The sequence below is a fragment of the Actinomycetota bacterium genome (assembly GCA_019347575.1).
In the GTDB taxonomy this organism is placed as follows: Bacteria; Actinomycetota; Nitriliruptoria; order Nitriliruptorales; family Nitriliruptoraceae; genus JAHWKY01.
The window spans coordinates 131,019-149,116 of sequence record JAHWKY010000006.1; the positions used below are offsets into that span (position 1 = coordinate 131,019).

19 protein-coding genes, 1 tRNA gene and 1 riboswitch are annotated in these 18,098 nt (G+C 70.2%); of the genes, 5 read left to right on the forward strand and 15 right to left on the reverse strand.

Going from position 1 to position 18,098, the window contains the following annotated elements; genetic code table 11:
- The first annotated feature begins 108 nt into the window (after positions 1 to 108).
- Entirely contained in the window at positions 109 to 1,059 is a 951-nt protein-coding gene (locus tag KY469_05680) for a calcium/sodium antiporter (protein MBW3662574.1), read from the forward strand.
- A 59-nt stretch (positions 1,060 to 1,118) separates the two neighbouring features.
- Positions 1,119 to 1,898 carry a type 1 glutamine amidotransferase gene (locus KY469_05685; protein MBW3662575.1) on the forward strand — a complete coding sequence of 260 codons (780 nt, stop codon included), beginning with the start codon at positions 1,119 to 1,121 and terminating at the stop codon, positions 1,896 to 1,898.
- 43 nt (positions 1,899 to 1,941) lie between these two features.
- Here KY469_05685 and KY469_05690 read toward each other — a convergent pair whose 3' ends face one another.
- The 5 genes from KY469_05690 to KY469_05710 all read right to left on the reverse strand — a co-directional run bounded on the left by KY469_05690 (position 1,942) and on the right by KY469_05710 (position 7,767).
- Complete coding sequence (locus tag KY469_05690) at positions 1,942 to 3,654, reverse strand: cell wall-binding repeat-containing protein (protein ID MBW3662576.1); 1,713 nt, start codon at positions 3,652 to 3,654, stop codon at positions 1,942 to 1,944.
- Positions 3,655 to 3,875: 221 nt separating this feature from the next.
- A complete protein-coding gene (locus KY469_05695; GenBank protein MBW3662577.1) occupies positions 3,876 to 4,919 on the reverse strand; it encodes a CvpA family protein in 1,044 nt (347 codons plus the stop codon).
- A 49-nt stretch (positions 4,920 to 4,968) separates the two neighbouring features.
- Positions 4,969 to 6,069: a hypothetical protein gene (locus KY469_05700; protein ID MBW3662578.1), complete on the reverse strand. Its 1,101-nt coding sequence runs from the start codon at positions 6,067 to 6,069 to the stop codon at positions 4,969 to 4,971.
- A 142-nt stretch (positions 6,070 to 6,211) separates the two neighbouring features.
- Positions 6,212 to 6,502 (reverse strand): MoaD/ThiS family protein, encoded by a 291-nt coding sequence (locus KY469_05705; protein MBW3662579.1) that lies wholly within the window; start codon positions 6,500 to 6,502, stop codon positions 6,212 to 6,214.
- A complete protein-coding gene (locus KY469_05710; GenBank protein MBW3662580.1) occupies positions 6,499 to 7,767 on the reverse strand; it encodes a threonine synthase in 1,269 nt (422 codons plus the stop codon). The genes KY469_05705 and KY469_05710 overlap by 4 nt, the downstream gene beginning before the upstream one ends.
- Before the next feature lie 121 nt (positions 7,768 to 7,888).
- Positions 7,889 to 8,042, reverse strand: a riboswitch (SAM riboswitch).
- A gap of 79 nt (positions 8,043 to 8,121) precedes the next feature.
- Between KY469_05710 and KY469_05715 the strand changes: the two genes are divergently transcribed.
- The gene (locus KY469_05715; GenBank protein MBW3662581.1) at positions 8,122 to 9,099 is read left to right on the forward strand and encodes a glucosyl-3-phosphoglycerate synthase; all 978 of its coding nucleotides are present in this window, start codon (positions 8,122 to 8,124) and stop codon (positions 9,097 to 9,099) included.
- A gap of 30 nt (positions 9,100 to 9,129) precedes the next feature.
- Here the strand turns inward: KY469_05715 and KY469_05720 are convergent, their stop codons facing one another.
- Positions 9,130 to 10,377 (reverse strand): AI-2E family transporter, encoded by a 1,248-nt coding sequence (locus tag KY469_05720; protein ID MBW3662582.1) that lies wholly within the window; start codon positions 10,375 to 10,377, stop codon positions 9,130 to 9,132.
- Between the two features lie 185 nt (positions 10,378 to 10,562).
- Here KY469_05720 and KY469_05725 point away from each other — a divergent pair, with 185 nt between their 5' ends.
- Together KY469_05725 and KY469_05730 are read left to right on the forward strand one after the other, a co-directional pair.
- Positions 10,563 to 11,003, forward strand: coding sequence for a response regulator (locus tag KY469_05725; GenBank protein MBW3662583.1), 441 nt, complete (start codon positions 10,563 to 10,565; stop codon positions 11,001 to 11,003).
- Positions 11,004 to 11,267: 264 nt separating this feature from the next.
- Complete coding sequence (locus tag KY469_05730; protein ID MBW3662584.1) at positions 11,268 to 11,513, forward strand: transposase; 246 nt, start codon at positions 11,268 to 11,270, stop codon at positions 11,511 to 11,513.
- Between the two features lie 85 nt (positions 11,514 to 11,598).
- On the opposite strand, the gene KY469_05735 is transcribed toward KY469_05730, so the two are convergent.
- From KY469_05735 to KY469_05775, 9 genes are all read right to left on the reverse strand, one after another.
- On the reverse strand, positions 11,599 to 12,219 hold the full coding sequence (locus KY469_05735) for a LytR C-terminal domain-containing protein (protein ID MBW3662585.1): 621 nt from the start codon (positions 12,217 to 12,219) through the stop codon (positions 11,599 to 11,601).
- A 17-nt stretch (positions 12,220 to 12,236) separates the two neighbouring features.
- Positions 12,237 to 12,527, reverse strand: coding sequence for a DUF3263 domain-containing protein (locus KY469_05740; protein MBW3662586.1), 291 nt, complete (start codon positions 12,525 to 12,527; stop codon positions 12,237 to 12,239).
- Between the two features lie 54 nt (positions 12,528 to 12,581).
- Positions 12,582 to 12,654: transfer RNA gene (locus KY469_05745), tRNA-Thr, on the reverse strand.
- 78 nt (positions 12,655 to 12,732) lie between these two features.
- Positions 12,733 to 13,395: an RNA polymerase sporulation sigma factor SigH gene (gene sigH, locus KY469_05750; protein MBW3662587.1), complete on the reverse strand. Its 663-nt coding sequence runs from the start codon at positions 13,393 to 13,395 to the stop codon at positions 12,733 to 12,735.
- A 130-nt stretch (positions 13,396 to 13,525) separates the two neighbouring features.
- Positions 13,526 to 14,299: a 23S rRNA (guanosine(2251)-2'-O)-methyltransferase RlmB gene (gene rlmB, locus KY469_05755; GenBank protein ID MBW3662588.1), complete on the reverse strand. Its 774-nt coding sequence runs from the start codon at positions 14,297 to 14,299 to the stop codon at positions 13,526 to 13,528.
- Entirely contained in the window at positions 14,296 to 15,777 is a 1,482-nt protein-coding gene (gene cysS, locus KY469_05760) for a cysteine--tRNA ligase (GenBank protein ID MBW3662589.1), read from the reverse strand. Before cysS ends, rlmB begins: the two co-directional genes overlap by 4 nt.
- A 41-nt stretch (positions 15,778 to 15,818) precedes the next feature.
- Positions 15,819 to 16,307: a 2-C-methyl-D-erythritol 2,4-cyclodiphosphate synthase gene (ispF, locus tag KY469_05765; GenBank protein ID MBW3662590.1), complete on the reverse strand. Its 489-nt coding sequence runs from the start codon at positions 16,305 to 16,307 to the stop codon at positions 15,819 to 15,821.
- Positions 16,304 to 17,005 (reverse strand): 2-C-methyl-D-erythritol 4-phosphate cytidylyltransferase, encoded by a 702-nt coding sequence (locus tag KY469_05770; GenBank protein MBW3662591.1) that lies wholly within the window; start codon positions 17,003 to 17,005, stop codon positions 16,304 to 16,306. Before KY469_05770 ends, ispF begins: the two co-directional genes overlap by 4 nt.
- Positions 17,002 to 18,087 carry a TRAM domain-containing protein gene (locus KY469_05775; protein MBW3662592.1) on the reverse strand — a complete coding sequence of 362 codons (1,086 nt, stop codon included), beginning with the start codon at positions 18,085 to 18,087 and terminating at the stop codon, positions 17,002 to 17,004. Before KY469_05775 ends, KY469_05770 begins: the two co-directional genes overlap by 4 nt.
- Between the last annotated feature and the right edge of the window lie 11 nt (positions 18,088 to 18,098).

The window sequence follows — 18,098 nt, forward strand, 5'->3', positions numbered from 1 at the left end:
AAGCCCCGAGGAGCCAGGGCGACGATCGTGGACGTGCGTGCACGGGGATGCTCCGGGTCTTTCGAGTCGGGCAGGAGGCTACCTACCTCACGGTTAGCCTCGCGCGCCATGGTCCTCATCCCGCTCCTCGGCGTGGTAGCCGGGCTCGTGCTGTTGACCTACTCGGCGGACCAGTTCGTCGTCGGAGCCGGCCGACTCGCGGTTCGGCTGCGGCTGTCGACCGTGCTCATCGGCGCGGTCGTCATCGGGCTGGGGACCAGCGCACCCGAGCTCGTGGTCTCGGGACTCGCTGCGGGACGGGGCCTGCTCGACCTCGCGGTGGGCAACATCGTGGGTTCGAACACGGCCAACCTGACCCTCGTGCTGGGCGTCGCGGCGATGGTCGTCCCCATCACGGTGCACTCGGGGACCTTGAAGCGAGAGGCGCCGATCTCGGTCCTCAGCGTGATCGGGTTCGCCGTCCTGCTGCAGGGCGGGTTGAGCCGACTCGAGGGGGCGTTCATGCTCGGCGCGCTCGTCGTCGCGTTCGGCGCCATCATCGTCGGGACCCGGACGGGCGACGAGGAGCTCAGCGCGGAGGTCGAGGAGTTCCTCGAGGACCACACCGCTGGTGCGCGGCTGTGGCCGGACGTGGTCAGGACCCTGCTGGGCCTGGTCGGCACGCTCGTGTCGGCGCAGATCCTGGTCGAGTCGGCGCGATCGATCGCTACGGACTTCGGGCTCGCCGAGGGCTTCGTGGGCGTGACCATCGTCGCGGTCGGGACCTCACTACCCGAGCTTGCGACGAGCCTGCAGGCGGCACGGAAGAACGAGACCGATCTGATCGTGGGCAACCTGCTCGGCTCCAACATCTTCAACAGCCTCGCGGTCGGTGGAACCGTCGCCTTGGCCGGGCCGGGAACGGTGGCCGATCCGTCCCTCGGCAGCGTGGGCGCCGCGATGATGGTGGTCGTCGCGGTCGTGGCCGGGTGGTTCATGATGACGGAGCGCGAGGTCGTGCGCTGGGAGGGTGTCGTGCTGCTCGCCGCCTGGGTCGCCCTCCTGCCGTTCCTGGCCTGATCCAGGACGATCGACCGCCGCTCAGTACGCTCGCGACTCCGCGGACGGTGAGGCGCCACGTGGCCGAGGAAGAGGCGTACGACTACGGCGAGATGCTCGTCGTGCAGCACGGCGACATCACCGGCCCGTCCGCGCTCACACCGGTGCTCGACGCCCGCGCGGGGCAACGCCCCTACCGCATCGTGCGCGTCGATCAGGGCGACGAGCTCCCGGTCGACCGCTCGCGGCTGCGCGGCGTGCTCGTCCTGGGCGGCTACGTGAGCGTGCTCGACGCCCCGCAGCTTCCGTGGCTCGCGGCCGAGATCGAGTGGCTGCGCGAGACCATCGAGTTGGGGGTCCCGGCCTTCGGGATCTGCCTGGGCCACCAGCTCATCGCCCAGGCGATGGGAGGCCGGGTCGTCCAACGCCCCCGACCTGAGATCGGTTTCATCCCGATCGACCGCACCGAGGTCGCCGACGACGACGAGATCTGGGCCGGCTGGCCCAACGGCATGCCCGTGCTGGTCATCCACGACGACGAGGTCGCCGAGCTGCCGGAGGGGGCCCAGGTCATGGCCACCGGCACCGACGGCTACACCTCGTTCCGTCTGGCTGATGGCCTCAGCTACGGGGTGCAGTTCCACCCGGAGACCAGCGCCGAGCTGTTCGCCGAGTGGGCACAGCGGCCCCAGAACGTGCCACGGTTCGATGCTGCGGGTGTCGACGCCGAGACGCTGGTGCTCGAGGCGAAGCAGCGCGAGCCGTTCCTCCGTGCCGGTGGCCTGGCCCTCGTCGGGCGGTGGATCGACGGCATCGTCGGGCGCGACGATCCCACGCCCCGACGCGGACGGCGACGTTGAAGAGTTGAGTGCGTGAGAACGTACTCAACACTTCAGGCTCACGTCAGCTGTCGGGGTGGGCGGCCGTTGCCAGCTTGCGCAGGACGGTGTCAGCGACCGCCGCAGGGCCACCGATCGCGACGACCTCGGTGACCGTGCCCGCCCGATCGGCCAGCCACGCGTACACGTCGGCGGCGCGTTCGCGATCCTGGCCGTGGACGAGCAGCAGCGGATGACCCAGGCTGGCGACCGCCGATCCGGACGCCAGGGCATCGGGGAAGTTCAGACCCGTCGCGAAGTACACACGGTCCGGGCTGACCCCCGCATCCGTCAGCGTCTCGGCGGCAAGGGCGAGCGAGGTGCCGTAGCGGTCGGCGCCGGCGAGACGTTGCGTCTCGTGGCCCAGGTCGCGGATCTGCTCCTCGACCTCCTCGGCGATGGCCTCCGGGCCTCCGGCCAAGCGGACCTCGCCGATGCCATCCGACTCGAGGATCTCGCGGGTCTCGTCCGGCAGCTCGGTGGGTCGCGTGAGCAGGATCGGGACCTGCTGTCTGGCCGCGAGCACGCTCGAAGCGAGCGCGTCCGGCCAGCCGCGTCCCTCGACGGGATGCTCGCCGAGGGCCACCAGCGGCGAGACGGTGGAGGGCGGCTCGTCCGCGGAGGCCGACAGGAGCCAGCTCGGCGATGCCACGTCCTCGTCGTCCTCCGAGGCGGAAGATGGCTCCGACCCGGCTGCCTCGATGCCGTGGTAGGCGAGCACCTCTCGCGCCACGTTCTGCGACAGCTCGTAGCGGTCCGCTCCGCCGATGCGCCGGATCTGGCTGTGCTCGAGTGCCGTCTCGGCGACCAGCTCGTCGATCACCGCCTCCGGCAGGCGCGACCCGTTCCCCACCAGCACGGCGTAGCTGGCCCCGAGACGCTCGATCTCGGCGGCGACCTCGTCGGTCACCAGTTCGCCGGTGCCGTCCCACGCCAGCAGCACGGGACCATCGAGCACGGCCGCGAGGGGCGCGGCCACGAGCGCCTCGGGGTACACGCCTCCTGGCGCGATCACGACCGCGTGGGCGGCGTCGAAGCCCGCGCGGGACAGGGCGACGGAGGTCGCCACGCGGTCGGCCCCCGCAGTACGGCCGTGGGCGATCATCGCCTCCGGCTCGCCGTCAGCACCCCACCGGTTGCCCGCGTCCCAGGCGGCCTTGGCGAACGGGTAGGGGTTGACCTTGGGTGCGCCCCACCCGTGTCCCTCCCACACCTCGAAGTGCAGGTGAGGACCGACGCAACCGGCGTTGCCGGACGACCCGTTGTAGGCGATGTGCTCGCCCCGCTCGACCCTCACCCCGACGAGTGTCCCGCGAGCACGCAGCTCCTCGACGAGGCGGGGCGCGAACGCCGCTTCGACCCCACCGACGCCGTCGCAGCCGTTGGGTCGACCCGGCGTGTCGTTGTTCAGGTGGACGTAGAAGTACGACCGCCCGTCGTCGCCCGAGAGCAGCAGGTAGTACGACGAGCAGTACTCGCCAGCGGCGCAATCCCCTTCGTAGGCGTCGATCTCGCCCGACCAGGCGGCGTAGATCTCGTTCATCTGGGGCGCCATGATGTCGACGCCGGTGTGGGCGCGACCACCCCGAGACTCGCCCCAAGAGTCCTCGAACTGCACGTCGCCCGTGTCCTGCACGGGGAACCAGATGACCGTGTCGTCCTCAGCGGCGGCCGGGCTCGCGATGAGCAGGGCCGCGAACGCGGCCACGATGGCCAGCATGCTCGTCCGGCGTCGCACCAGGTCGCACTCCGGGTAGGGGGCTGGGGTGGGTCAGCGTGGCTTCGACGTGCCGACGCGCGGCGTGGCGCCGCGCGTCGAGGCCGCAGCCTGCCGTCGGGTCACGCCGGTTGCAAGTAGCGGTCTCAAGTAGCCCGGAGGGCGAGAGACCAACCGAGTCGGTCTCAAGTAGCCCGGAGGGCGATAGACCAACCGAGTCGGCCTCTCGGTTGGTTCGGCGTTCAGCCGGCGAACTCCTGCGTGACCATCAACCCGAAGGGCCCGGCGACCACACCTACCCCGATACGGCGGAAGTCGGGGTTGAGGATGTTGGCGCGGTGTCCCGGCGAGTCCATGAGGCCGCGGTGAGCGGTCTCGGCAGTCGGCGCGAGCGCCAGGTTCTCCCCGGCCACGGCGTAGCTGATCGCGGCGGCTCGGATGCGATCGAACGGGTCCGAGCACCCCGGCGCGTCAGGTCCGACGGAGCACTCAGGGGTCTCGTGAGCGAAGTAGCCACGCAGGTACATGTCCCTCGCGTGGGCTCTTCCCACGTCGGCGAGCGGATCGTCCGCGACGAGTGGCTCCACTCCCGCTGCGGTCCGTGCGTCGTTCAGCAGTTCCAGGACGCGGGACTCCGCCGTCGGATCGATCCGCAGCTCCTCTGCGGCGGCTGCCGGGAAGCGGAACGAGCCCGTCGCACCCTCCACCGGCTGACCGAGGTCATCACAGACGGTGGGATCGTGACCGAGCGTGAAGGCGTCGTTCAGCCGCTGGCTGACCCACAGCAGCACGGGCCGACCGAGGTCGGCGATCATCGCCCCGCCGGTGTGGAACGGGTGCGCGCCAGTGATCAGCGCGTGCCCCACCGCGGAGTTGCACACCACCGGGGCTGTCCGCGGACGCGCTCCTGGAGCGGTGACCGCCAGCATGAGCAGGCCAGCCACGAGCAGCACGCTCCACGTGCCCGCGAACACCGCACCGCCGACGCGATCGACGCGGCGGGTGGCGGCGGGCAGCAGCTGCCGCTGGGTGCCCACCCAGCGCGAGGCGAGGAACAGCGCCGCGAGGAGCGTGCTGATCGTGGCTCCGACGCCGAGTCCCGTGGCCCACACGTCACCGATCGGCGTGAGGACCTGCAACAGACCACCCACCCACGGCCACACGAGGGCGGTGATCACGAGCGCGACGATGAGGCCGACGAGGTCGACCACCTCGACCATGAGCCCACGACGCCACCCACGCACGACGTACGCCGCGGCGAACGCGACGATGAGCAGGCTCAGCACGGTGGCAGGTCGGGGCCGACGCGGTCAGCGTCGGCCCCTCCCTCGTCGATCAGCCGCTCACCCCTGCGCCGAGTCCGCCGCCGAGCTGACCGAACAACTCGAACAGGTTCACCTCGACGGCGTCGTCGGGCGCCTCGATGCTGTCGCCGAACTCGTTCAGGTCGATGACGAGGGCGAGGCGATCGAGGCCCTCAGGGATCTCCGCGTCCTCACCCATCATCTCCGCGTTGAGCTCCGCGAAGGCGAGCACGTCGAAGCCGACCCGCGAGATGCGGTCACCGTCGATCCAGACGTCGATGGGGAGGGTGAAGTTCTCCGCGTCAGCACCCGCCTCGGCGCGTAGCTCGTCGATCGCGGCGGTCGGGTCCTGCCCTCCGGTGAGGCCGGCCGCGAGCGGGCCCATGAGCGCGAAGAGCTCCTCGCCGAGGGTGAGCAGCTCCTCACCGGTCGCGGTAGCCCGGACCCGCTCGCCGGCGTCCTCCGAGCCGATGTAGCTGACCTCGACCTCCTCCGAGAAGAACTGCTGGAGGCGCTGCTTGACCTGCTCAGCGACCTGCTCGACCTCGGCCTCGTCCGGCTGCTGTCCGCCCGCGAAGCCCTGCATCATCTCCATGACCTGCCGGACGCCGGTGAGGTGGAGCCACTCGCCCTCGACCGCCGGGCCCACGAAGTCGAGACCCGATGCCTGCATCTGCTCCAGCCCCGTCTCGAGCTCCGCGGCCGCGGTACCGGTCGTGTCGAAGCGGTCGAGCAGCCCGCGGACATCCGCCCGGACGTAGACCTCCTGGCCGATAGCGCGGATCTCGATCGACTCGTCGCCGTCGATGACGACCGCCATCTCGAACTGGCCATCATCACCGGAGCCCTGGGAGCGGACGCGCAGCGACGAGTTGGTGATGGCCTCGGCTGCTTCCGGAGGGAGATCGTCGCCACCCTCCGCTGCAAGCGCGGCGAGGTCATCGGCGTCCGCATCGAGGCGGATGACGGCCTCGATGGCGTCGCTCTCGGCGAGGTTCTGGGCGGCGTCGCTCAGAGCCTGCGAGGGGTTGCTCTCGACGTCGAGCGAGCTGCCTCCCCCACAGGCAGTGGCGAGCAGCGCTGCAGACGCGACAGAGGCGAGGAAACGCGGCTTGGACAGCATGGAGCGCATCGGGTGGTCCCCTTCTACGTTGTGCTTCTAGTTGTGCTGCCGGCCTCGGGCCGGCTCGAGCACGGTCAGATCGATGCCACGGCTGATCAGACGGTCGTGTCAGCGGTTCCCCCGGGCCAGCCGTGAGCGCGGTCTGCGGAGGTTACCGAGCCGCCCCGCAACCGCCAGCAACCGCCGGCACGATCGAGACGACGTCCCCGTCGCTCACGGCCGTGTCGAGGCCCTGCTGGAAGCGAACGTCCTCGTCACGCACGAACACGTTGACGAAGCGGCGCAGGTTGCCCTCGTCGTCCAGGAGACGCTCACCGAAGCCCGGGTAGCTGGCCTCGAGCGCCGTGACCGCGGAACGCACGTCGGTGGCCTCGACCGCGACCTCGGACCTCCCGTCGGTCAGCTTGCGCAGCGGGGTGGGGATGCGGACCGTGACGCTCATGGCTGCTCCTGCCGGCTCTCGAGTTGGGCGAGGAGGTCGTCCAGCGACGGGGCAACGTGGTACGTCGCGCCGGTCGAGGGAGCGAGCGCCTCGATGGTCTTGAAACCGTTGCCACTGATCACCGCGACGACGCGTTCATCGCGGCGCACGACGCCGGCCCGTGCCAGCTTGAGCAGGTTCGCGACGGTGACGCCTCCTGCGGTCTCGGCGAAGATCCCTTCGGTCTCGGCCAGGAGACGGATGCCGGCGACGATCTCGTCATCCGTGACGTCCTCGACGACCCCGCCGGTCTCCTGGGCGATGCCGACCGCGTAGTAGCCGTCAGCCGGATCGCCGATAGCGAGCGAGCGCGCGATCGTGTCGGGCTTCACGGGACGGATGTCCCGCGTGCCTGCCTTGAACGCGGCGGCGACCGGGTTGCAGCCGGCCGCCTGGGCACCCGAGATGCGTGGGGTCGCGCCATCGACGAGGCCGTAGCGCTGCAGCTCACCGAAGGCCTTGTGGACCTTGGTGAGCATCGCCCCGGACGCGACCGGGATCACGACGTGGTCGGGCAACCGCCAACCGAGCTGCTCCGCGATCTCGAACCCGATGGTCTTCGACCCCTCGGCGTAGTAGGGGCGGAGGTTGACGTTGCACAGCCCCCAGCTCTTGTGGTCGGCCACCTCGGCGCAGAGGCGGTTGACCTCGTCGTAGGTCCCCTTGACCGACACGACGTTCGCGCCGTAGACGGCCGACGCGACGATCTTGGCCTGCTCGAGGTCGTGCGGCACGAAGACGTAGGCGGTCAGGCCGGTCGCGGCAGCGTGCGCAGCCACGGCGTTGGCGAGGTTGCCGGTCGACGCGCACCCGACGGTCTCGATCCCGAGGGCCCGCGCGGCGGTGAGAGCGACCGTCACGACGCGGTCCTTGAACGACCCCGAGGGGTTGCGGGTGTCGTCCTTGAGGTACAGCTCACCGAGCCCGAGGCGCGCGGCGAGGCGCGGGGCGGGGCGCAGCGGCGTGAAGCCGGTCCCGAGGTCGACCCGCACCGCTGGGTCGTCGTCGATCAGGGGCAACAGGTCGGCGTACCGCCACATCGTCGCCGGACCGCCGGCGATGCGTTCGCGCGAGACGCGCTGGACGATGAGGTCCTCGTCGTAGGCGACCTCGAGCGGGCCGAAGCACACGTCGCAGACGTGGATCGGTCCGATGTCGGTCTCGGTGCCACACTCGCGACACCGCAGGTTGGTCACGTTGCTAGTCACTGGTATCCCTGTCGCCATCCGTGGCAGCGCCGTGCTGCCGTCTCTCCGTGGCGACCGCTCCCACCCCGGGAAGCGCAACGGCCTCCCGGGACCGGGAGGCCGTGACCTTCGAACCGACTTCGCGAACGCCGTCGTCCCAAGCTCATCGACCTGCCACCTCGGACGAGGATCCGCCTCGTCGCGGTGTGGCGGTCCGGGTTTGGCACCTTCCCCCGGATCCGGCGGCGCTGCCGGTGGCGAGGGGGTTGCCGAGGCGTCAACGGGCCCGAGCCCTCGACCTCTCTGGATGAGTCGCCGTGCGGTACCGTGCCAGCAACGGCGATCGTGTGCAAGTCCGCGCCGACCCTCCTTCCCGCCCTCCGGAGTTCGCCGGTGACCTCGTTCCAAGAGCACGCACGTCGTGCTACCGCTTCGCTCGAGCATCACCAGGCCCGCACGTGGTCCCACACCGACTTCGCCGCCGACGACCTGCTCGCGCAGAAGAAGGCCGACGGCGCGACGGTTTCCGTCGTGATCCCGGCACGGAACGAGGAGGCGACCGTCGGACGGGTCGTGTCGACCCTGCGGTCGGCGCTGGTCGACGACCTCCCGCTGATCGACGAACTCGTCGTGGTGGACGGTCACTCCAGCGATCGCACGGCGGAGGTGGCTGCGAGAGCCGGGGCTGAGGTGGTGGACCAGACCGATGTCCTGACCGACTTCGGCCCGGGGTCCGGCAAGGGCGAGGCGCTGTGGAAGGGCCTGTCCGTGACCGGTGGCGATCTGGTCGTGTTCGTCGACGCGGACATCCACGACATCGGCCCACGGTTCGTCACGGGTCTGCTGGGTCCCTTGCTCACCGATGTTGACGTCGCGTTCGTCAAGGCCAGCTACGACCGCCCTTTCCGCGCTGGTGAGGCCCTCCTCCCCGAGGGCGGAGGCCGCGTCACCGAGCTCCTCGCGCGTCCGCTGCTGGCGACCTTCTGGCCCGAGCTTGCGTGGTTGAGCCAACCGCTGTCCGGCGAGTACGCCGGACGCCGGGGCCTGCTCGAGTCGGTCCCCTTCGTCCAGGGCTACGGCGTCGAACTCGCGCTGCTCATCGACATCGTCGAGGCTCGCGGAGCCGCGGCGATCGCCCAGGTCGACCTGGGCCGGCGCGTCCATGAGCACCAGCCGCTGCACGCGCTCAGCCGGATGGCCGCCGAGATCCTGCACGTGGCGATGGCCCGCCTGGAACGGGCGGGTCGCGCATCGTTCCGCGATCCCCTCGGGGCGCTGCTGGCACAGCCGGTGCGGGGGGAGGACGGGGCGCTGCGGCTCGACTCCCACGCCGTCGCATGGGCCGAGCGTCCGCCGCTCAGCTCGCTGTAGGCCCGCTGCTGGCGCCACCTCACGCGCTCCTCACGGCGAGGAAGGCTGCTCCCCCCTGGTGTCGGCGCCCTCGTCTCGCGCTCGAGGTGCACGCGTCGGGCGCTCAGGTGCCGAGGTGACGTCCGAGGTGTCCGGTGAGGGGTCCTCGTCGACCCCGAGGTCGTCGAACAGTCCCGGCCCCTCTCGGGCGGCGAGGTGGCTCATGGCCGGCACCCGTGTCACGAGGACGTGGAGCGCCACCAGCTTCGCGGTCGCGATGATGGGGATGACGACGAGCATGCCGAGGATGCCGTACATCGATCCCGCGACGAGCAGGCCGAGCATGACGGTGACGGGGTGGAGCTTCACCGTCCGGGACATGATGTTCGGCGTGATGAGGTGGTTATCGATCTGCTGGACCACGGTCATGACGATCACGACCGCCAGAGCCTGGCCGAACCCATCGCCGACCGTCAGCGCCAGGACCACCCCGACGGCGCCGCCGACGAAGGGCCCGATCAGCGGGATGAGGTTGAACAGTCCGGACAGCGCCCCGACCAGCGCCCAGAAGGGGAGCCCGATGATGGCCAGACCGATCGAGGTGCCGATGGCCACGAAGGCCGCCACGAACAGCATCCCACGGAAGTACGCCCCGACCGTGACCCCGATGCGCTGGGTCACCTCGAAGAACTCGCCACGCCGGCCGGGCGGGAGGAAGCTACGGAAGCTCTCGTTGAGCTTGGGGAGGTCCACGAGGAGGTAGAAGGCGAGGATCGGGGCGAGGATCAGGGTCAACAGGACGTGGAAGACCGCTCCCAGCACCGAGCCCGCCCCCCTGAGCAGCTCGGTGAGCTGCTCGCGGTTGCGCGTGAAGAACTCGCGCAGCCCGTCCTGGACCTCGTCGGACCTGAGGTCGAAGTTGACCTCGTAGTCCACACCGACCCGGTCGAGCTGGGTGTTGATCGTGTTCTGCAGGTCGGTGGCGATGTCGGGGAAGTCGTCCCCGAACTCCCCGACCTGGTCGGCCAGCAACGGTCCGACCACGGCACCGATCGCGATGAGCGCACCGAGGAACACCAGGTAGGCGAAGGTGGCACCGAGCCCGCGTGGGATGCGCCGGGCGTGCAGCCACCGGACCACGGGGTTGAGCAGGTAGACGATGACTGCGGCGAACGCCAACGGCGCGAAGATGATGCCGAACGGCTCGCGGATGACCCACCAGGCCGCAGCGAGCAGCAGCAGCAGTCCGATCGTGGTCCACGTCGCGTGGAACCACGTCCGCAGCCTCGTGCCGTCCAACGACTCCTCCCGTCGCGGCGGCACGCTACCACCCGGTCCACCGTTAGCAACGAGGCGTGTTGTTGCGCCCACGCAACGCTAAAGCGGTGGTCGGACCGGTCGACGGGGAGGATCGAGGCTCGTGCTGGACCCCTGCACGGGCCCCCCCGAGCGGTCATACTGCGACCGGACCCGGAGGTGCCAGCGTGGCCGACAAACGCAAGGTGCTCGTCGTCGACGACGAACCTGATGTGCTGCTCCTGTGCCGGGTCAACCTCGAGTTCGAGGGCTACGACGTCGTCGAGGCCAGCGATGGCGAACGGGCGATGGAGCAGGTGCGAGCGGAGCGTCCCGACATCGTCCTGCTCGACGTCATGATGCCGAAGATGGACGGCTGGCAGGTGCTGGCTGCCATCAAGGACGACCCCGAGCTCAAGGACATCCCCGTCGTCATGCTGACCGCCAAGGTGCAGGATCAGGACCAGATCCGCGGCTGGTCATCCGGCGCGGCCGAGTACATCACCAAGCCCTTCTCGCCGCTGGCGTTGTCCCAGGTCCTGCAGGACGTGCTCGACAACGACCCGGAGGAGGAGGAGCGTCGCCGCCGGATGATCCTCGAGAAGCTCCAGCTCCTCCAGAACAGCTAGTGGTCCGTAACGGGATGGTTTGACGGTTCGGTGTCGCAGGTGGGTGCGATGCTCGGTCCATGGCTGGAACTGGCGGCGCGGCGAAGGCGTCGCGGACGGTGTTGCGGACGGCGCGGGTGGGGTTTCGTCCGACCCGGGGCCAGGCGCGTCGGTTGTACGGGTTGCTGCGCAGCGGCGGTGATGTGTGGGCGGCGCTGATCGAGTTGAACCGGGACCGGGTCAGGCGGGGTGGGGCGCCGGTGGTCAACTACCAGCAGCCGGCTCGTGACCGTAGACGAGCGGGGGACCTCGTCGAGCTGTCCCGACTGCGGCCGGCGCGTCCCCAAACCGTCCGGCCGGATCTTGACCTGTCCGCACTGCGGACAGCCAGCCGCCAGAGGCGGCGGGATCATCCGCGCTCCGGTGCGGATCGAGCACCGTCGAGCAGGCACCCTGCACGGCGTGACCGACGCCGACACCTGCACGATGTCCGCCGTCGGTCTGGCCCGGCTCCGGGCCGCCCACCCATAACCCGCGTGGATGGGAGTCGCTCGCCCCCACGGCGAGGATCACGGAACCGACAAGCAACTTCCGTGACGGAGCACTAGGACGAGAACTACGCGTCGGCGCCCACTACGAGGTGGATCTCGACCCCTGAGCTGAGGTTGTCCGGCTTGGGCTCGACGACGTCGAACCCGAACCGTGCAGCGAGCTGCTCGGCCGCCGCCTGGTTCCCCTCGGTGTAGAAGACCGTCGTCCGTTCGTAGCGCCGTACCGCCTTGTTCGCGGCGATGACGCGGTAGCCAGCCTCCTCGAGCTCGTCCTCGATGCGCGCCGCCGCCTCGCCGCCGTCATCGAGGACCGCGTCGAGGATCTGCACCCGGACGGTGGCCGGGTCGACGTCGCCCTCGGCGGCGGGCTGTGGAGAGGCGGGCTCGGTCGGCTGCGGGGAGGCAGCGTCCGTGGGCTGGCCTGGTGCCGTGGGTTGGGCGGTCACCGCTGCCGTGGGCTGGGCCGTGGGCTCGGTCGGGGCGGGGTCGGTGGGCTGGTCCGCCGGCGCGGTCGCCACCGAGGTCGGCTCGGTGATGACGGGGTCGCCGGTGTCGGTGCGCACCTGTCCGATGCCCCAGAACGCTGCCGCGACGACGAGCACGAGCGCGGCACCTCCCGCGAGTTGGCGGCCGATCGACAGCAGCAGGCTGCGGTCGCCAGGGGGGACGTGCCTACCGTCGGACATCGGTCCTCAGCTGGTGGTCAGCGGGCTTCCATCCCGAGCCGCCGCGCGGCCCGCTGACGCTGGCGAGCGGCCCGCATGCGGCGCAGGCGCTTGACCAGCATCGGGTCGTAGCTCAGCGCGTCGTCGTCGTCGATGAGCCGGTTGAGCAGTTGGTAGTAGCGCGTCGGTGACAGGTCGAAGCGGTCGCGGATCGCCTGCTCCTTGGCGCCCGCGTACTTCCACCACTCACGCTCGAAGCCGAGGATCGCACGCGAGCGTTCGTCGAGTTCAGCCAACCTAGCTACCTCCACCGTCGACAGCGCGAGCATCGCAGCGAAGTTACACGGTTGCAACTAGGTGGCACGGTCCCACAGGGTGTCGTGAGCCGGGGAGGGGGATCGAACCCCTGGCCTGCGGATTACAAAGCCGCTGCTCTTCCGACTGAGCTACCCCGGCGGGAGACGAAGGCTACCCCCGACCACGGCGGCTCCACGACGCGGCCGAGCCGCGGATGCGGCGTCGCCAAGGAAAGGGTCAGACGTGGACGGTGGAGGCTCGGCGTTCCTTGAGGTGTTGCTCGAGCTTGCGCTTGATGCGCTGGAGCGCGTTGTCGATCGACTTGACGTGGCGGCCGAGAAGGTCGGCGATCTCCTGGTACGAGCGTCCCTCTACGTACAGGGCGAGCACGTCGGCCTCGAGCTCCGACAGCAGCTGCTCGAAGCTGGCGCGGAGACGGGCCAGGTCGTCGGAGGCGAGGAGGAGCTTCAGGGGATCGATGTCGCTCTCGTCAGCGATCGTGTCGCCGACCGTATGACCCGGATCGTCGGAGGTGGGGCGGTCGAACGACACGTACGAGTTGAGTGGCACGTGCTTCTGCCGCGTGGCCGTCTTGATCGCGGTGAGGATCTGGCGGGTGATGCAGAGCTCGGCGAAAGAACGGAAGGAAGCCCCGTGCTGTGGCTCGTAGTCACGGATCGCCTTGTACAGCCCGATCATCCCCTCCTGGATGATGTCCTCACGATCGGCACCCACGAGGAAGTACGAGCGAGCCTTGGCCCTGGCGAAGCGGCGGTAGCGCAGGAGAAGTTCGGTCAGCGCGTCCTGCGAGCCATCCCGAGCGCGCTCGACGAGTTGCTCGTCTTCCGCCCGGACATCGATCGCGAGTGAGGGGAGCCGTGCCGACTTCACCGTCGTCATCTACCTGATCCTTCGATGGAGGGGTGGGGGCTGTGCTCAGGACACTCGGCCTGTTGTGCTACCGCGCCGCTGCTTGAGCACTCATCCTGAACGGCCTGTCAGGTGCTCTAACGAGCGGCGGCCGTCTGGGTTACTCACCGAGTGCTCCCGGTCCGTGTCGTCTCCGCCAGACCTCGTAGACCGCGACCCCTGTGGCAACGGAGGCGTTCAGCGAGCCCAGTTGCCCCGCTACAGGAAGACTGACGAGCGTGTCGCAGTGTACATGGCTCGAACGGGCTAGTCCTCTGCTCTCCGAGCCGACCACGAGGACCAGCGGTTCGGTCAGCAGATCGCACGAGAACACGCTCTGCGAGGCCGTTACGGACAGTCCGACGCTCCACACGTCGCGCTCACCGAGTGTGCGGAGAACGTGCGACATGTTCGGTAAGCGCGCGACAGGGAGGTGAGCGAGCGCACCCGCCGCGGCCTTCTCGACGCTCGGCGTCACACTGGCGGCACGACGCCGGGTCACGATCAACCCGTGTGCCCCGGCGACCTCCGCCGTGCGCGCGATGGCCCCGAGGTTGTGCGGGTCGGTGATGCCGTCGAGCGCGATGAGCAGCGGCGGTTCGCCGCGTCGCTCGGCACGCGCGAGCAGGTGGTCGAGATCGACGTAGGGGAAGGCCGGCGCGATCGCGAGGAGGCCCTGGTGGGTGTGGCCGTGGGCGCGCTGATCGATGGTCGAACGTGCCACCGCCTCGATCGCGATGCCCGCGGCGTCCGCCAGTTCGTGGATCTCGGCCACGACCTCGGTGCGCGACCGGTCGCGGTCGATGAGGATGCGCCGCAGGGGCCGGCCGGCCCGCAGGAGCTCACGCACCGGGTGCAACCCGACCACGATGCGGTCACCGTCATCGCGGGTCACGAGGTGACACGCTCGAGCGCCGCTCGCGATCGGTCGTGTGGGTGGAGCGGGTCGGCGTACCAGCGCGATCGCTCGGGGCGGTCCTCGACGACGATCCCGGCAGCGGCGAGCCGATCGCGGATCGCGTCGGCCCGCTCCCAGTCCTTGTCGGCGCGGGCCTCGGCACGCGCGGTCAGCGCGTCGTCGATGAGGTCGCCGTACCGTTCGCGCACGCGGTAGGCGGAGAACGCCGCGTCCTCCAGATCGAGCCCCAGGACCTGATCGGCGAGGTCCGCGAGCGTGTCGCCCAACGCGCGGAGGCCAGGTCGGGCGTCGTCGTCGCCCGCGTCAACGCGTTCGAGCAGCTCGTGTCCGGCCGTGACGAGGTCGTGCAGGGCGGCGATCGCGCGGGGCGCGTTGAGGTCGGCGTCGAGCGCCTCAGCGAACTCCGCGGCGTGGGGCGCGGCGACCGCGTGGTCGGGATCGATCTCGCCCGCGGCCTCGTAGCCGAGGGCGAGCGCCGCCTGCAGCAGGAACGTCAGGAACCGCTCGTAACCGGCACGAGCGTCCTCGAGGCGCTCCTCGTCGTAGACGAGCGGGCTGCGGTGGTGGGCGCTCAGGTACCACAGCCGCAACGGGCCGCGCCCCCACGCCGCCACCGCGTCGCGGAGGGAGACGACGTTGCCGATCGACTTGGACATCTTGTCGGCACCCATCGCGATCATGCCGTTGTGCATCCAGTAGCGGGCGAACGGCGCCCCGTGCGCGGCCTCGTACTGGGCGAGCTCGTTCTCGTGGTGGGGGAAGACGAGATCGAGACCTCCGCCGTGGATGTCGAACTCGTGCCCGAGGTGGCGCAACGCCATGGCGCTGCACTCGATGTGCCAGCCGGGTCGGCCATCACCCCAGGGCGAGGGCCACGAGGGCTCATCCGGCTTGGCGGCCTTCCACATCGCGAAGTCGAGCGGGTCGTCCTTCGCGTCCGCGCCTACGACGTCATCGCCCTGCTGCATGTCGTCGACCTGACGGTTCGACAGCTTGCCGTAACCCTCGAAGCGGCGGACCCGGAACAGGACGTTGCCGTCGCGGACGTAGGCCTTGTCCGCCTCAATCAGCGTGGTGATGAGCTGCTGCATCTCGATGATGTGCCCGGTCGCTCGCGGCTGCACGTCAGGCGGCAGGACCCCGAGCGCGTCCATCACCTGGTCCCACTCGCGCGTGTAGCGCTGCGCGATGACGGGTGCGGGGACACCCTCGCCCTTGGCTCGGATGATGATCTTGTCCTCGACATCCGTGACGTTGCACACGAAGCGCACGTCGTAGCCTGACCGGCCGAGCCACCTCCGCAGCACATCGAAGACGACCTGCCCACGGCCGTGGCCGACGTGGGGTCCCGACTGCACCGTCGGTCCGCAGACGTAGATCGAGGCGCGCCCGTCCTCGCGAGGCTCGAAGGCCACCTCGTCACGGCGGAGGGTGTCGTAGATGACCAGGCTCATGCGGCCTCCTGCGGGCGGCTGGGAAGGGTATCGCCGGCTCGCTACCCGCCTGTCCTCTGGATCGTGACCGTGGCCCAGCACGCGATGCCCTCGCCCCGGCCGATGCTGCCGAGCCCGTCGGTGGTGGTGAACTTCACCGAGACCGCTCCGAGGTCGGTCCCGAGCGAGCGTGCGAGGTTGACGCGCATCGCGTCGCGGTGGTCCGACAGGCGGGGACGCTGTGCGACCACGATCACATCGACGTGCACGATGACGCCGTCGGTCGCCGTGACCTGCGCCACAACCTCCGCGAGGAGCTCGAGAGAGTCGGCACCCGCCAGCTCCGGGGCGTCAGCACCGAAGCGCTGGCCGAGGTCGCCCAGTGCTGCCGCACCGAGCAGGGCGTCCGCGACCGCGTGCGCCACGACGTCGGCATCCGAGTGCCCGGCGAGTCCGGGAGCGTCGGGGACCGTGACGCCGGCCAGGACGAGCGGACGCGGTTCCGACGCGAAGGCGTGGACATCGAGGCCGGATCCGACGCTCACCGTCATCGTTCGGCTGCCAGCAGGTCCCGCGCGATCGCGAGATCGCCGGGTCCGGTGATCTTCAGTGCCCGCGCATCGCCGCTCACGACGCGGATGCGGCCGTCCACCGCGCCGGCAGCGATCGCGGCCTCGACGAGGGCGAGGTCATCGGTGGCGTCCCGCTCAGCAGCGTGCTCGAGCGTCGTCGCGAGGACGTCGTAGCGCACGACCTGGGGGGTCTGGATGGCCCAGACGGAGTCACGAGGGAGCGTGCCCCTCACCGCGCCATCGGCGACGTGCTTGAGCGTGTCGGCGACGGGGAGACCAGGGGCAGCCGCGACCACGTCGCCCCCGATGGCGGCGAGCGTCCGCGCGATCACATCCGTGGGGGTGAGGGCCCGGGCGGCGTCGTGGATGGCCACGACGTCGGTGTCTCGTCGCAGGGCGGCGAAGCCGGCCCGGACACTGGCCGACCTGCTGGCCCCACCGGGGACGAGGGTCACGTCGATCCCCGCCTTCTCGAGCACCTCGGCGAAGTCGTCGCGGTAGCCGGGCGTGTGGACGACCACCTGCGTCCCGATGCCGGCGGCGGCGAGGCGACGTACCGCGTGTTCGAGGAGGGTCGCCTCTGCGAGTTGCACCAGCGCCTTGGGCAGACCCGCCCCCGCCGCGCCGAGGCGCTCGCCGCGACCCGCCGCGACGACGATCGCGCACACCGTCGTCACGACGTGCCCTCACCCTCCTGGATCACTCCGAACAGCATCCGGCCCATGCGGTTCTGGACCACCGACGTGACGTCGGCGCTGACCCACTCGCCCTGCAGCTTGGCGGCGCGCTCGACCACGACCATGGTGCCGTCGGGCAGGTAGCCCACCCCCTGGCCTCGCTCACGGCCGGGCTTGACGATCTGCACCCTCAGCGTCTCGCCGGGGACCGCGGGCGGCCGCATCGCCTCGGCGAGGCCGTGCAGGTTGAGCACCCGCACCCCGCTGATCTCGGCCACACGGGCGAGGTTGCTGTCGACCGTTAGCAGCGTGCTCCCCCGCTCGCGGCACATCGCGGTGAGCTTGGCGTCGACCTCGGCGACCCCGGGGACGTCGACATCCGCGATCTCGACCCCGACCAGAGCCTCGTCCTGCAGGATCCGCAGCGCATCGAGGCCACGTCGTGCCGCGGCCCGCTTCTGCAGGTCCTCGACGTCGGCGAAGGCCTGCATCTCCTGCAGCACGAACCTGGGGACGACGAGCGTTCCCTCGAGGAACCCCGCCCGGGCGACGTCGACGAGTCGGCCGTCGATGAGCGCCGAGGTGTCGGCGATCTTGGTCCCGCCGCCACGGCTGGGAGTGGAGACCTGGAGGCGTCCTCTGGCTCCGACGAACCGCAGCAGGTCGCCGCCCCGCGCCGACCCGACGCGTACGCCCGCGTAGACCAGGGTCGCGAGCACGAGCATCGCGGCGGGGATCGTGAACAGCCGAGACGGGAGCAGCAGCACCGGCCACAGCAGGAGCATGCCGAACAGCCCCGTCAACGCCCCGCCGACCAGGCCGGCGATCAGCGTCGACGCCTCGACGGTCTCGAGGCGACGTTGCGCCTCGTCGACACCTCGCACGAAAAGGCGTCCGGTGGCGCCTCCGACCAGGTAACCGATGAGGGCACCGAGCACCGAGCTGATCAGCCGGATCGGCTCCTCGTCCTCAGCGCCGACGAGATCGGTGACGTTCGGGGCGAGTGCGAAGCCGATGGCCGTGAACAGCAGGACGATGCCGAGACGGGTGAGCTCGACGATGACCTGAGTGCCCCGGCGCATCGCGCCCCGCG